Annotated in this window: 15 protein-coding genes; all 15 read right to left on the bottom strand. The window is 59.6% G+C overall.

Annotation, left to right across the window (positions count from 1 at the left end; translation table 11 throughout):
- Positions 1–3: 3 nt before the first annotated feature.
- Complete coding sequence (fliE, locus tag R6G97_RS13690; protein ID WP_043212757.1) at positions 4–336, bottom strand: flagellar hook-basal body complex protein FliE; 333 nt, start codon at positions 334–336, stop codon at positions 4–6.
- Positions 337–441: 105 nt separating this feature from the next.
- Positions 442–1803: a sigma-54-dependent transcriptional regulator gene (locus R6G97_RS13685; RefSeq protein ID WP_090345482.1), complete on the bottom strand. Its 1362-nt coding sequence runs from the start codon at positions 1801–1803 to the stop codon at positions 442–444.
- The gene (locus R6G97_RS13680) at positions 1803–3020 is read right to left on the bottom strand and encodes a sensor histidine kinase (RefSeq protein ID WP_182943357.1); all 1218 of its coding nucleotides are present in this window, start codon (positions 3018–3020) and stop codon (positions 1803–1805) included. Before R6G97_RS13680 ends, R6G97_RS13685 begins: the two co-directional genes overlap by 1 nt.
- A 184-nt stretch (positions 3021–3204) precedes the next feature.
- The gene (fleQ, locus tag R6G97_RS13675; RefSeq protein WP_070571546.1) at positions 3205–4680 is read right to left on the bottom strand and encodes a transcriptional regulator FleQ; all 1476 of its coding nucleotides are present in this window, start codon (positions 4678–4680) and stop codon (positions 3205–3207) included.
- A gap of 168 nt (positions 4681–4848) precedes the next feature.
- Positions 4849–5145, bottom strand: coding sequence for a flagellar protein FliT (locus R6G97_RS13670; protein ID WP_043210877.1), 297 nt, complete (start codon positions 5143–5145; stop codon positions 4849–4851).
- A 16-nt stretch (positions 5146–5161) separates the two neighbouring features.
- Positions 5162–5557 carry a flagellar export chaperone FliS gene (gene fliS, locus R6G97_RS13665; protein ID WP_043210879.1) on the bottom strand — a complete coding sequence of 132 codons (396 nt, stop codon included), beginning with the start codon at positions 5555–5557 and terminating at the stop codon, positions 5162–5164.
- Between the two features lie 140 nt (positions 5558–5697).
- On the bottom strand, positions 5698–7116 hold the full coding sequence (fliD, locus tag R6G97_RS13660; RefSeq protein ID WP_317847104.1) for a flagellar filament capping protein FliD: 1419 nt from the start codon (positions 7114–7116) through the stop codon (positions 5698–5700).
- Between the two features lie 79 nt (positions 7117–7195).
- Complete coding sequence (locus R6G97_RS13655) at positions 7196–7552, bottom strand: flagellar protein FlaG (RefSeq protein ID WP_317847103.1); 357 nt, start codon at positions 7550–7552, stop codon at positions 7196–7198.
- 72 nt (positions 7553–7624) lie between these two features.
- Positions 7625–8494, bottom strand: coding sequence for a flagellin domain-containing protein (locus R6G97_RS13650; protein ID WP_317847102.1), 870 nt, complete (start codon positions 8492–8494; stop codon positions 7625–7627).
- 64 nt (positions 8495–8558) lie between these two features.
- Positions 8559–8726, bottom strand: a complete 168-nt coding sequence (locus R6G97_RS13645; RefSeq protein WP_196164921.1) for a hypothetical protein — start codon at positions 8724–8726, stop codon at positions 8559–8561.
- An 11-nt stretch (positions 8727–8737) separates the two neighbouring features.
- Positions 8738–9673: a ketoacyl-ACP synthase III gene (locus R6G97_RS13640; RefSeq protein ID WP_317847101.1), complete on the bottom strand. Its 936-nt coding sequence runs from the start codon at positions 9671–9673 to the stop codon at positions 8738–8740.
- A 299-nt stretch (positions 9674–9972) separates the two neighbouring features.
- Positions 9973–10869, bottom strand: a complete 897-nt coding sequence (locus R6G97_RS13635; RefSeq protein ID WP_196164919.1) for a class I SAM-dependent methyltransferase — start codon at positions 10867–10869, stop codon at positions 9973–9975.
- A 60-nt stretch (positions 10870–10929) separates the two neighbouring features.
- Positions 10930–11889: an NAD-dependent epimerase/dehydratase family protein gene (locus R6G97_RS13630; RefSeq protein WP_196164918.1), complete on the bottom strand. Its 960-nt coding sequence runs from the start codon at positions 11887–11889 to the stop codon at positions 10930–10932.
- Entirely contained in the window at positions 11886–13043 is a 1158-nt protein-coding gene (locus tag R6G97_RS13625) for an FkbM family methyltransferase (protein WP_317847100.1), read from the bottom strand. Before R6G97_RS13625 ends, R6G97_RS13630 begins: the two co-directional genes overlap by 4 nt.
- Entirely contained in the window at positions 13012–14850 is a 1839-nt protein-coding gene (locus R6G97_RS13620; RefSeq protein WP_317847099.1) for a thiamine pyrophosphate-binding protein, read from the bottom strand. Before R6G97_RS13620 ends, R6G97_RS13625 begins: the two co-directional genes overlap by 32 nt.

The raw sequence follows: 14850 nt of genomic DNA, 5'->3' as shown, positions 1-14850 counted from the left end.
TCCTCAAACCGGCATCTGCATGATGTCCTGGTACGCCTGGACCAGTTTGTTACGGACCTGGGTCAGGGCCTGGAACGACACGGAAGCCTTTTGCGAAGCAATCATAACGTCAGTCAGGTCAACACCGCTCTTGCCGATCTCGAAGGCGTTGGACAGCTGGGTCGAGGCCTGCTGTACCTCATTGACCTTGCCGATGGCCTGGCCGAGCATGTCGGCAAAGCTGCTCTGGCCAGGGGCCAGTTCAGGCGCGGCAGCGACCTTGGGCTGGGACATGGCTTCGGCCTGCATGGCCCGCATATCCAGCATCAGACGATTGAATTCAACACCTTGGGTCATGGACTTCTTCTCTCCGGCGGCCGCATTTTTTTGACGCTCATGCAGCGAATGGGCTGGAACTAGCAACAAGAGTGCCAGCCCTGCATGCGACCTTTAAAACTGGTTTCAGCCGTACAGGCTGGCTTCGACGTCGAACCCCGCATCACGCATCTGCGCAAGCTTGTAGCGCAGTGTCCGCGGACTGATACCCAAGCGCTCGGCGGCTTCCTTGCGGCGGCCACGCTCGGCGCGCAGGGTGTCGATGATCATCTGGAACTCATGGCGACGCATGTCATCGCCCAGCCCCCCGGATTCGGCAGGTACCTCGCTCACGGCCACCGCAGGTACCGACAAGGCAATGGCACCGGCCAGACAGAAATCCGCCGCCTCGATCACCCCACCCTGCTGCAGGATCAAGGCGCGCTGCAAAGCGTTGTCCAGCTCGCGCACATTACCCGGCCACGGATGCCCTTGCAGGCAGGCTCGCGCCTCGGCGGACAGCCGCACCGGGGCATGCTTCATCTTGGCCACATGGCGCGCCAGCAGGCGCTCAGCCAGCGGCAGAATGTCGGCGCTGCGCTCGCGCAGCGGGCGCCAGGCGAGCGGGAACACCGACAGGCGATAGTAGAGGTCCTCACGGAAGCGCCCGGCGGCGACCTCCTCGGCCAAGTCTCGGTTGGTGGTCGCCAGCACGCGGATGTCCAGGGCGATCGGCTTGCGCCCACCCACCCGCTCCACCTCACGCTCCTGCAGCACGCGCAGAAGCTTGGCCTGCAAGCCCAGGGGCATTTCGGAAATCTCGTCGAGCAACAAAGTGCCGCCATCGGCCTGCTCGAACTTGCCGGCCTGGGCGGCAATGGCCCCCGTGAAGGCGCCTTTCTCATGGCCGAACAACGTGGCTTCGAGCATATTGTCGGGAATGGCTGCGCAATTGATCGCCACGAAGGGCTGCGCCGCGCGCGGCGATTGCTGATGGATATAGCGCGCCAGCACTTCCTTGCCGGTCCCGGACTCGCCGGAAATCAGCACGGTCGAATCACTGCGCGCCACACGCGCGGCCAGCTCCAGCAATTGCCGGCTGGCAGGCTCACAGGCGACCGGCCCCTCTTCATCGGCACCGCCCACGCGCCCGGCGGCATGACGCTCCACCAGGCTCAGCAGCGCCTTGGGCTCGAACGGCTTGACCAGGTAATCGACAGCGCCCTGGCGCATGGCCTGCACGGCACGCTCCACCGCGGCGTGGGCAGTCATCAGCAACACCGGCAATTGAGGATGCTGGGTACGCAGCTGAGCCAGCAACTGGTGCCCATCCATGCCCGGCATGTTCACATCGCTGACCACCAGGCTGAAGGACTCGCCAGCCACTGCCTCGAGCGCCTCCTCGCCACTGCCCACCGCACGGTAGGCGAAACCGCCGATTTCCAGGGTATCGCCCAAGGCCTGGCGCAGGACACGATCGTCCTCGACCAGCAACACCTTGATCGTCATCACGCCTCCCCCATCGCCGGCCCGCCGATCAACGGCAGCACCACGTCCACACACGTTCCTCGGCCGACCTTCGAGCGCAGCCGCAGACTACCCTGGTGCGCCCGCACGACAGCCTTGACCACCGCCAACCCCAAGCCGGTGCCGGTGGACTTGGTAGTCAGGAAGGGCTCGCCCAAGCGCGCTAGCAGATCGGCCTCGATGCCACAGCCGGCATCGCTGATGCACAAGTGCAGGGCCTGATCGCGCCGGTACAGGTGCACCTTCAGGCGCGCCGGCCCGGTGCTGGCTTGCAAGGCGTTTTCGATCAGATTGAGCAAGGCGCCCACCAAGGTGTCGCGATTGCACAGCAGCTCACCGAGATGGCTGTCGCATTGCCAGCGCACGCTATGGCCTTGGACATGGGTTTGGGCTGCCTGCTGCAACGCCTGGAACAAAGCCTTGGGGCTCATGCGGTCGCCCAGCGGCAGCTCGCCGCGAGCGAACACCAGCATGTCACGGACCTGATGCTCCAGCTCGTGCAGGCGCTCCTTGAGGCTGCCGGCGAAGCGCTGGCGGGTTTCTTTGGGCAATTCTTTTTCTGCGTCGGCCAAATGGCCGGCATAGAGCATCGCCGCCGACAATGGCGTGCGGATCTGATGGGCGAGTGAAGCGACCATGCGCCCCAGCGACGACAGTCGCTCATGGCGGGCCAGTTGATCTTGCAGGCGGCGGGTTTCGGTCAGGTCGTTGAGCAGCACCAGTTGCCCGGGCTCGGCATCGAGCGAGCGCGTGGCGATGGACAGCCGCCGGCCGTCACGCAACGAGATTTCATGGCCGTCATCCTTGCGCGGGGCGAAGCTGCGGGCGATCACTTGGCGCCAGAGCTCACCGACCAATGGCTCGCCCAGCAACTCGCATGCCGCCGGGTTGGCCTCGCGCACATACCCCTGATCGTCGATGACGATCACCCCGCCGGGCAGCAGGTCGAGCAGGTTCTGCAAACGATTGGCCAGGCGCTCTTTTTCATCCAGCTCGGCCATGCGCTGAGCACTGACCACGGCCAGTTCACCCTTGAGCTGGCTGACCCGAGCTTCGAGCAGGCTGTAGGACTCACTGAGCTGATCAGAAACCTGATTGAACAGGGCGAACGCCTGCTCCAGGCCCTGACGGCTTTCCTGCTCGACCGAGGTGCGGCCGTGCGCGTCGGGGGTTCGGGAGATGTGGGCGACCTGGGGCATCATGCTCTCTCGCGTGGCTGACCGTCATAAAAACGGTGTGTTGCCAGCGGTGTAGCAATAGCCGTGCCGGGTATAAGGAAATGCCGCGACCTTCATCGCAAGGCGGCGTTGCACCACCCGGCTGCAGAGGGCTTGCCGGCGCGAAGGCTGCAAAGCAGCCCCGCTTGTAGAAAAGCAGAAGGCGTCAACCTTCTGCCTGATCGTCACCTTCTCGACGGCTCATGCCGTACTTGCGCATCTTTTCCACCAGCGTGGTGCGGCGGATACGCAAGCGCTCGGCGGCTCGCGCGACGATACCGTTGGCGTCGTCCAACGCCTGCTGGATCAGGCCCTGCTCGAGGTTGCCCAGATAATCCTTCAGGTCCAACCCTTCTGGCGGGAGCATGGCGCTGCCGGAGAAGCTTGGCGCGTGACCGTTGATCGCCGCACGTTCTTCCAGATCGCTGCGCAGGCTGTCGACCATCTGCTCGTCTTCGTCATCGACGTAACGGAATTTCTTTGGCAACTCGGAAACCCCGATCACCCCGTATGGATGCATGATCGCCATGCGCTCGACCAGATTGGCCAGCTCACGGACGTTCCCCGGCCAACCGTGACGGCACAGGGACATGATCGATGCTGAGTTGAAACGGATCGAGCCGCGCTTCTCGTGCTCCATGCGCGAGATCAGCTCGTTCATCAACAGCGGAATATCCTCGACTCGCTCACGCAGCGGCGCCATTTCAATGGGGAAGACATTCAAGCGGTAGTACAGGTCTTCGCGGAAGGTCCCTTCCTCGATCATGGTCTCGAGGTTCTTGTGGGTCGCGGCAATGATGCGTACGTCGATGCTCTGGGTCTTGTTGCTACCGACCCGCTCGAAGGTGCGCTCTTGCAGCACACGCAGCAGCTTGACCTGCATCGGCAGCGGCATGTCGCCGATCTCGTCGAGGAACAAGGTCCCGCCGTTGGCCAGCTCGAAACGCCCGGCGCGGCTGGTGATGGCCCCGGTGAAGGCGCCCTTCTCATGCCCGAACAACTCGCTCTCGAGCAACTCGGCCGGAATCGCCCCGCAGTTGACCGGCACGAACGGCGCTTCGCGGCGTTTGGAGTGGTAGTGCAGGTTGCGCGCCACCACCTCCTTGCCAGTGCCGGACTCACCGAGAATCAGCACGCTGGCATCGGTATCGGCCACTTGCTGCATCATCTGGCGCACATGCTGGATGGCACGGCTGGTGCCGACCAGGCTGCGGAACAGATTGGGTTCGCGCTGGCGGCCGCGCTCGCGGGCCTGGTCGTACATTTCACGGTAGACCTGGGCACGGTGCAGCGAATCGAGCAACTGGCTGTAGCTCGGCGGCATTTCGAGATTGAACAGAACGCGACGGCGTAGGTCTTCCGGGAAGTCCGCAGAAGAAATTTCACCTAAAAGCAGAACCGGAAGGAACTCATCCCATGCAGCCACTGTCTTAAGCAGCCCAAGGACACCCGCCGGAGCATTCACGGTCCCGATCAGTACGCACAGCACATCGCGACTCGACGACAAAGAAGCAACCGCCTGCTGCCAATCATGGCTGGAGCAGGAGAGGTTTTCTTCGCCTAGAAAATTCAGGACCACCGCTAGATCGCGGCGGCGTTCGCTGTCGTCATCGATCAGGAGGATCTTGGTTTCACGCCACATGCGTTAGCAACTTCCCTAGTCATTTCGACGCCCGCAGGCGTGCTCGACATCATTCCGACTGAATGATCAGTGCTCGGACGTCTGATTTTGCGAAAACAGTCACTAGTTAAGTCAAAAAAACGCACACAGTCAAATTAATGGCGCGCGATTTTTTGCACCCCTCCAGCGTCAACTGAAGAGATGGTATACCTTTGCGGCATTTTTCGCCTGACGAATCTGCGTCATCTCGTCGACTATCGATTGACGTTCGCCACTTGCAATATCAATAAGTTGCCGATAAACGCCAAGCAACTGCTCTAGGCTGCCCTTTACCGCATCTTCGTTGAGCGAGGCCTCCGCCAGCACGTCATCGACGCAAATTCGGCACTCCAGGTCGAGCTCGCCAATCGCATCCCAATCACGACTGTCCAACGCCGCCAGCAGCGCCTCACGGGTCTGCTCGATACGCTCGATCACCTCGCTCATTGCAACCTCTCCCGAATCAGTCTGCCGGCTGCTGATCGCCGATCGCGTCCCAGCCTTCCTTGACCGTGATGAGCAGACGCGCCACCTCATCAATGATCGCCGGATCGTTCTTGACGTTGGCTTCGACCAGGCGACGGCTCATGTAGCTGTACAGGTTGTCCAGATCGGTGAGGCTGTCGGCATGGTTTTCAAGGTCCAAACCTTCGCGCAACCCGCCGATGATGTCGATGGCCTTGCCGATCAGAATGCCGCGCTGAGGGACGTCGTTGCGCGCCATGGCGCCCTTGGCCTGGGCAAGACGATCGAGACCACCCTGCATGAGCATTTGTACCAGACGGTGCGGACTGGCCACGGAGGTCTGCGCCACACCATTGACTTTCTGGTATTGCCGGAGGGCCAACATCGGGTTCATGGATCTACCTCGTTGCAGCGAAAAAGGTTGCGTATACCTGTGTATCGTCGCGGCGTCAAAGAACTTTAGCTACAAAGCCAAAAGCCCGGGGCATCAAGAGGACGCTACCGGGCTTTTTGCATCTCAGCTACACGCCGGAATTAGGACTTCTTGGCCTGGGCGTTGATCGCTTCGAAGATCGAGGTGATCTGGTCGGCCTGGGCTTTCATCTTGCCCAGGGCGGTGTCCAGGGCGACATACTTTTTGGTCAGGGATTCGGTCAGGGAAACAGTGCGCCGATCCAGCGCCGCCTGCTGATCACTGAGGTTCTTGGCTGTCTTGTCGAGGTTGGACTTGCGTGAGGCCACGCTACCCTCAGCACCGTTGTAAGGCTCGATCGCCTTGTTCATCCGCTCGAACACACCATTGGTGCCTGTGAAGAACTCCTGCAGCTCCGGGCCGAGCTTCTTGTCGTTCATCGCCGCGGTGAACTTGATGGCATTGAACTCGAGGGTACCGTCTTTCTGGGTATTGATACCCAGCTGGCCCAGCGTGGTCAGCCTGTCACCAGCACCTACCTCAGCCATCACCTTACGAAGGTCGCCGAGCAACGAGCGAGTCGTAGGGTCGTTAGTCAGCGGCCCAAGGATCAAATTGTCATCCTTGTCGCGGCTCGACGTCGTCAGCGACGTGATCGCACGCTGCAATGTGTTATAGGCATCGACGAAACTCTGGACCGACTTCTTCAAGCCATCATTGTCGGCAGTTACCGTCAGCGCTGTAGGCGTACGGGTTACACCATCAGCTGCCATCCCGCTGACACCTGTCAACTCAAGGGTCATACCGCTAATGGCGTTCTTGACGGTATTGGTCGAGCTCTTGACCGTAAGGCCGTCAATGGTCAACTCGGCATCCTGAGGCCGCGCCGAAATATAGCCCGCCCCAGTACCCACCATCGGGGTGGTGCCATCAATGGTCAGTTCCGGAATGCCGCCCAGCTTGATATCGGTATTGGCGCCAGTCGTGGTTGAGCTGAGCACCAGGCGGGAACCACCCTGCTCATTGATGATGTTGGCGGAAATACCGTTGACGGACATTTCCTTGTTGATCTGATCGCGCACACTCTGCAGTGTCGCACCCGTAGGGACGCTGAGATTATAGGTCTTGGTGCCCTGGCTGATGGTCAGGTTGCCTTGCGCAATGCTGCTCTCGGCACCGCCCACGAACCGCTGACTGGCCACCTTGGAGCTGGTCGCCAACTGCTTGACAGCGATGTCGTAGCTGCCCGCAACCGCACTGTTGCTCGAGGTGACCTTGACCACTGCCTCATTGGCCGACTTCGCCGCATAGGCGTTGAAGGACGGGGCATTCGTGTCGTTGAGCTTTTTCATGGCGTCCTGGTACGCCGTGAGAGCACTGCGCAACGCGCCGATCCCCGAAATCATCGCACTGTTGTTGCTGGTCTGGCGATTGATCTGCGCCTGCTTGGCTGCAGTGTCGGACTCTACCAACGCCTTGACGATCTCGGAAATATTGAGACCGGACCCCAGGCCAACGGAAGGAGTAATCGGGCTTGCCATGCTGTTGTCCCTCTTATCTACGTACCAGTCCCGCTCCTGCAAGACCGAAACGATTCACATCATTGGTGTTCGCCACCGATCAGGCTTTGGCGTCGAACAGAATACTCTTGACATCGCTCAAGCTATGGGCAATTCGCAAGGCCTCTTCCGAAGGGATCTGCCGAATCAACTCACCGCTATCGCTGGCGATGACCTTTACCACGATCTTGCCAGATTCCTCATCAGTGGAGAATTCCAGGTTGCGTCGGGTCTCTTTCAAAAACTTTTCGATCTCGGCGACGGCACTTTTGACTTCGTCGACCCCACCCACCTTGAGCGGATCGTCTTTCTTGCCTTCGTCGGAAACTTCAGCCGGCCGGATTACCGGCTTTTCGGCGACCTGCTCGGCCGAACGCGCGGCCTGATAGGACAGGTTCAACTTGAGGCTCATGTCCATCGCTACCACCTCAAAATGGAAAAGCGGGGAAGCGCAACATCTGCACTTCCCCGCCAACAACTGTCAGGCAGATTAGCCCAGCAGCTTCAGAACTGCCGACGGCAGCTGGTTGGCCTGGGCCAGAACCGAAGTCGAAGCTTGCTGCAGAGTCTGCTGCTTGGTCAGCTGGGCAGTTTCAGCAGCGAAGTCGGTGTCCTGCACACGGCCACGAGCGGCTTCGGCGTTTTCGTTAACGTTTTGCAGGTTGTTGATGGTGCTGGTCAGACGGTTCTGGGCGGCACCCAGAGCAGCACGCGTGGTGTTGATGTTCTGCAGAGCGTCATCGATTGCGGTGATGGCGTTGCTGAACTGAGTTTCATAAGCGGCAGAAGTAGTGCCGGACGCAGCCGAAATGGTCTGGGTGTTCAGAGCAGACAGGGCAGCGCCAGTGCCAGTGGACTTCATGGCGGCACTGAGGGTAATGGTGATCTGGTTGTCGCTACCAGTATTAGAACCTACCTGGAAGGTCATGACACCAGAGCTACCATCGAGCAGCTTCTTGCCGTTCAGCTCGGTGCTGGAAGCAACACGGTTGATTTCACTCAGCATTTGCTGGAACTCAGCGTCCAGAGCCTGACGGTCCAGGTAGCTGTTGGAGTCGTTTCGTGCCTGCAAAGCCAGTTCACGCATGCGCTGCAGCATGTTGGTCTGCTCTTGCATCGCGCCTTCAGCGGTCTGGGCGATGGAGATACCGTCGTTGGCGTTCTTGATAGCCATGGTCTGACCGCGGATCTGCGAGGTCATGCGGGTAGCGATCTGCAGGCCGGCGGCGTCGTCTTTGGCGCTGTTGATTTTCAGGCCGGAGGACAGACGGGTCATCGAAGTGCTCAGTGCGTCGGAAGCACGGTTCAGGTTCTTCTGAACGCCCAGAGAGGTAGTGTTGGTGTTAACAGTCAAAGCCATGACGAATTCCTCGTTGGATTGGGTACTACGGCTTCCGGCCTTGGCAATTCGCCGGGGGTGTGGCCTAGAGAACCTTCGTAATGTTTATCGTCGTCAGGGCAGTTTGCTTTAGGGCCTTTTTCGTTTTTTTTTGCTGGCACCATGCCAGCCCAATGAAATCAAGTAGTTGGCGCCAGAAAATCGCCGTAAAAAACAAAAAGCGCCGACCGGATCCGGTCAGCGCTTTTTTCATACCACTACCTCTTAGTCGGTACGCTCGAGGATGGCGGACCCCCACGAAAGGCCTACGCCGAAACCACTGAGTGCGACACGCTTGCAATGGGAATCCAGCACGTACTTTTCCAGCAAGAGCGGGATGCTCGAAGAAACTGTGTTACCCGTCTCGGCCATGTCCTTGACGAACTTCTCGCGCTGCTTGCCCTCATTGAAGCGCTGGGAAACGGCATCGACGATCGCCGCGCTGCCCTGGTGCAAACAGTAGAGATCGATATCGTCGGCATGCAACCCGCTCGCCTCGAGCAGTTGCTGCAGATGCGCCGGGACTTTAACCAGCGCGAAGTTATAGACCTGGCGACCGTTCATGAAGAACTTGCCGTCAGTCGTACGCAGATGCTCTGCCCCTGCCCCATCACTGCCGAATAGCGACTTGCCCAGTTGCCAGGTCGCATCTTCACCCATCCAAGTCGCCGTGGCGGCATCACCGAACAGCATGGTGGTGTTACGGTCTTCCGGGTCGACGATCTTCGAATAGGGGTCGGCTGTGATCAACAGTCCATTCTTAAGGCCTGCCGCCTCCATGAACCCCTTCAGGGCATAGATGCCGTAAACATAGCCGGAGCAACCCAGCGAAATGTCGAACGCTGCGATGTGGGTCGGCAGTCCGAGCTTTTGCTGGACGATAGCCGCGGTGTGCGGCAGCCCTTCAGCGTCGCCGTTCTGAGTGACGACAATCAGCGCTTCGATGCTAGCGGGGTCGAACCTCGGATTGGCAGCAAACAACGCCTTGGCGGCCTCGACACACAGATCGGAGGTTTCCTGCGAGGCGTCCTTGCGTGGCAAGAAGGTCGAGCCGATCTTGCCGAAAATGAAATCTTGATCTTTGCCGAATTTCGCACCCTGGGCGTAATTGTCGACGCCCTCCACAGGTACGTAACTGGCGATGCTTTTAATGCCAATCATTGTGGCTTCCCGGTAAACATGGCGGATAGTGCGGGATTGGGCGCTGCAATGCAGGCCTTGCGAGCCTCGTCGACGTGGCTGCCCGCAGACTGAATAGATTAGAGATGCACGTTTCGACTGCCAAGTCACGGTTATACGACCAAAGCGCCGTATGCTGCAACGCAACCAGGCCCAACCACCGCCGAAGGGCCCAACTATCCGGCCCTGGGGCCTTAAAAACGAGACGCCACGCGGGCAGAGTATAGAGAGCCGGCCCTAGGCCATCTGCATTCAGCCCTTTTCGCTGATTTACGAAAGCATCAAGGGTACGCCTTCCTCACCATCGCCTGAAGGATACGAGACGCAGAACTAAGGCGTGGATCAGCCGCGACAGGCGTTGAGTGCACGCTTAGAACAGTGAAACCGCAAGCACCTAACAGATTGCCGAGTGCGGTCGTCGAGAAAAAGTTGATGTGTTCATGCCAGTGCCGCTTCTGCTCCGGGCATACGTTATCGTTCCCGACCATCAGCGCTTCATGAGGCAGTTCGATATAGAGGTAGGTGTCATCACTCATGCACTGGCGAATCTTCATCAGTGTGTCTGCCGGGTAAGGGATATGCTCAAGGACATGACGACAAACGATGAGATCATAGTCGCTTTCCTGAATCTCCTCTGACGAGACGCTGCGCGTACCTGCAACTGTGGACTTTCTATCGATATCGAAAATATCTGCCTGATAGCCATCGCCCTTGAATGGCGTGTTGGTACCATCCCCGCCTCCCCAGTCCAGAATCCGGGTCGGTGCAAGGAACTGAAGAATGTAGGCTCGCGTCAGCTCGATCAGTGCGCTAGGTGCCGCCAGCGCTTTATTACGCTCGACAAATCCTGGCTCGTAATGCTCACGTAAGCGCGCATATGCCTCGCCGTAATAGCCTTCGTACAAACGCTCCATTTCACGGTCCGAGAATCGGATATCCAAAAACAGAAATTCACACGCGGCGCAGTGAAGCGTATTGCAGATGCAATAGGCCATGCCCTGGGGAATCGTGTTCAACCCCCACTGCGCATCAATGGACACCGGCGGCCAGTCCAACGCCCGGTGCGAAACAAAAGGCATGAGGACCGCCGGGGACTTTTGCAACTGCGTTCCGCCACAGCAAACACATTGCGTGGCAACTCGCTCACGCTGGGGTGAGAACGGATAGTCATTGAGCATGATTTCGTCCGACGAATGAAAGGTTATCGGAGACTGCGAAGACAACATGGCGCGGCCTCATCACACAGACCAGGCGGCATATTGAATCGCCTCCCTGAGGGAGTGCTGCAAGTACAATCCCAACTGGTTTCGCGCCTTCTCGATGGACGGGACATATCGGTTGCGAAAGCTTGCGTCTCCCACAGCCCTGGCTGCGATGGAAACGGCCTTGTGCGGTGCCAGGATATCGCGCACCAAATGTGCCAACTCGCCAATCGTGATCGCGACATCCGATCCAACGTTGTAGGCCTCTCCCGCCTGACCGTGGCGCAACAGTACCTCCAGCCACTGCGCCAAGTCTCGTTGGTCCATGTAGGACCGTACCGGGGTTCCATCGCCGTTCACTGTGATGACCGGCGCATGGAGCGCATCACGAATGAAGTTACCGATAGCGAAATGCACATCCAATGGCAAGTCACGTCCCACAAAGGCAAAACAACGGGCGATCACCACCTCGATACCGTATTGCTGCCGGTACAAGGCACACAAGTGCTCCGCACAACGTTTGGCGACGCTGTAGGCATGCCCGGCCTCGAGCGGATCCGGCATCCCGTTGTAACACTCGCCAATGGTCTGCACATCTGCCGGTTGAGGCCCGTAGACCCCACCGGAGCTGGTGAGCAAAAAGCGGCGGATACCCTGCGCGGCGGCATAGTCCAGCAGATGACGGGTACCGTCGACGATCTGGTCATATCGCTGCAATGGGCTGAGACGAGGTCCGGCCGTGGAGTCCGCAGCCCCGTGCAGCAGATGCGTGAACCCCTCATAGGCCGGCAACGATGCAGGATCCAGGACATCGCCCTGGTACAGCTTCAACCACGCCAGCCCTTCGAACTCCGGATACTGCGCCAAAAAGCTGTGAGGGGAACGACTCAGCACAGTGACCTTCGGCACCTGCTCCCCTGATTGGGCACGAGCAAGCCAGTGACGCAACAGCGCGCGCCCGAAGAAGCCGGTACCTCCGGTCAGCAGCACATTCATGGGTTGGGGACCGCGTAAAGAACAGAATCGAAGCTGTTGGATGAGTGCTGCCGAACATAGAATCTGTAGTTCGGACAATATTCGAACAACAGCTCCGGCAATGCCCAGAGGTCATGGGGGTTGTGGTACAACGACACGATCAATACCGGCCTGCTGTTTCGGATGATGCGCTCGGCCCCACGCAATACCTGTGCCTCGGCCCCCTCGACATCGAGCTTGACGACATCGACATGGGTACACGGCAGCAATTGCTCCAGCGCCACCGCCGCGATCGAAGTATCGCCCCCCGCCTGACTGATCGAGCAGGCCTCACCCTGACCGGCATTGAAGGTCAGGATGCTATAGGTTTCTGCCGCCGCCATTGGCAAGCAGATGGCTGGCCCGCCCTGCAATGTTACCTGCTGCACCAGCCTGGAATAATTCTGCGGGTCAGGCTCCAAAAGGAATGCCTGTTTGCAGGTAATTCCAGGGCAATTGACCAGCTCCCGATAGCTATCGCCATCATAGGCACCGCAATCCACAAAGGTGATGTCTCGCCCCTGTAAGGCAGGCAGGGTCAATTCATTGAAGTACTGGGGCTCGTTGGACACGCAACTGGAAAATGCCATGTCCAGACCCAGACGAAATGCGCAGATTCGATAGAGCACATATCGGCTCTGGTCATCTGCGAGCACATCACCTACCCGGGCGATTCTTTCCATCGAAGCCAGCAAGAGCGAGCGGTCGCTCAACCAGAAACGCCACCCAAGGGCCTCGCGAAACACCCCATAAAGGTCCCACGGCATCAAAGGCGGAGCGAAACCTGCTGCGGCGACGAGGCTCATCAACGCATCGTAGGGCGTATCGCGGTTGAAGATACCCAGAGCCAACTGTGCATTCGGGGCCTCAAGTGCCAGCGCTTGCCAATTCAGCACGGGCAAACCCAGTACCGAATCGACTCGAGGCGAGGTTTCAACGAAACCGGCCACCGCCAGGCCTTGGTCCTTCATGGCAAGCGCGAGGCTACGGCCAAAATTCCCTGCCCCGAAAATCCAGATGGGACGCTGCGGGTCTATTTCTGCAGGTGGCAGGTCGCTTGCGCGATCACGCAAAGCGAGGAAGTCGGCAGAACGTACAGTCTTATCAATCATCGCAGCGGCTTCCAGAATGCGCATCGGCAACAGGCACCGAGCGTATTGCCAGCGCCTCGTCGCGGATTTGCTGCAACGTCGCCTGCTCCAGGAACGGGTGCATGTCATCCAGCTCCGGCGTGACGAAGGCGCCTTGCGCATCCACACGAGACTTGATACGCGGCACGAACTCCTGCCGCGGGTCAACATGCAGGTCGATCAGCAGCGGGCCATTGGTCTCCAGGAGTGCATCGAACCGATCCAGGTCCTGCTCCGAAGCCACGGACTCCGCGCGCAGACCGTACGCCCGGGCAACCGCCGTGAAATCAGGAAACTCCACACCCGACTCCGGCGTGGCGCCGATGACCCGACCGAAGAAGTTCTCGTGGGTCTGCCAGATCGAAAGATAACCGCGATTGTTGAGCACGATGACGATGACATTGGCGCCCAAGGTCTTCAGCGTCTGAAGCTCCTGGATGTTCATCTGCAAGCTGCCATCCCCGGCAAAGCAGATCACCCGCTTGCCTTCGAGCGCTGCCGCTGTCGCAGCGCCAATGGCCGCAGGCAGGTCATAGCCCATGGAGGCGGAGCCGGAGTTGCTGAACAGGCGCTGCCCTTTCTGCAGAGCCCCCACTTGGAACGGCAGAATGCAGGCAGATGCGTTGCCACACACCACGATATCGTCAGGGCGCAGTTGGCTGAAAATACGCGAAACCATGACATAAGGGTTGAGCACATCGCCAGGACGCTGCTGGTGCTCTGCCGAGGCGCGGTAAGTGGTCCCGATACGCTGGCACCACTGCACCCAGGCACCGAAGTCAGGAAGGCTTGCGCGCGCCAGCTCCAGCTCCAGGACATCCAGGAAGTCGTTCAGGTCGGTGGCAACCCCAAGGTCCGCTCGATAGGTGGGCTTGCTCAGCTCGGCGGCGTCGATATCCACCTGGGCAACCCAGGCATGCTTGGCGAAGGCCTGCCAGTTGTAGCTTGTCTGGCGAACGTTCAGGCGGGACCCGAGCACGAGCACGAAATCAGCCGCCTGCAGGCACAGGTTGCCCGCACGCGTGCCGATGGTCCCCGGCCGCCCCGCAAACAGCGGATGGTCGGAGGCAATCAGGTCATGCGTCCAGGCCGTGGCCAGCGGTACACGGTAGCGCTCGATCAGCGCCAGCAGGCGCTTCTCGGTGCCCGAAAGCCGGACTCCCGTCCCTCCCAGGATCAACGGGCGATGCGATTGCACGAGCCGCCTGGCGATGTCAACGCACGCCGCTCGCAGCCCTTCGGCAGGTTGTGCCCGGACCAGTACTGGCGGGGGAATATCGATAGGTGCCGTCGACTGCTGGATATCCAGCGGGATATCCAGCCACACAGGACCAGGACGACCGCTTACCGCCTCGGCATAAGCCTTGGGCAACATGACTTCCAAGTCCTTTTCCGAGCGTACGATCTGCGCGTATTTGCACACGGGGCTGGCCATGGCGATCGTTGGACCTTCCTGATCGCCCAGCTGACGCAGGCCTGGCACATCCTGGAATGAAACGCAGGTCTCACGCTTGATCTGGCCAGAAATCACGATCATCGGGATGGAGTCGGTAAATGCACCGTGTACACCGTTGAGCGCGTTGATCGAACCCGGACCGGTGGTCAGCATCACGACAGCGGGTTTGCCCGTAATGCGTGCATAGCCTTCAGCCGCCATGGCACAGGCCTGCTCGTGATGCATGAACGTGCAGCGCAAGCCTTCATGCCCACCCAAGGCCTGGTTGAGGAACATGGCGCCTCCGCCGGTGACGGTGAAGACTTGCTCAACGCCCTGCTGCACCAACCATTGTGCGATCCGCTCGGAAGTACGCAT

Origin of the sequence: Pseudomonas sp. HTZ2 (assembly GCF_033173945.1) — a bacterium.
GTDB lineage: Bacteria > Pseudomonadota > Gammaproteobacteria > Pseudomonadales > Pseudomonadaceae > Aquipseudomonas > Aquipseudomonas guariconensis.
The sequence above is the reverse complement of the archived record's forward strand: the minus strand, read 5'-3'. Positions and strand labels throughout refer to the sequence as shown.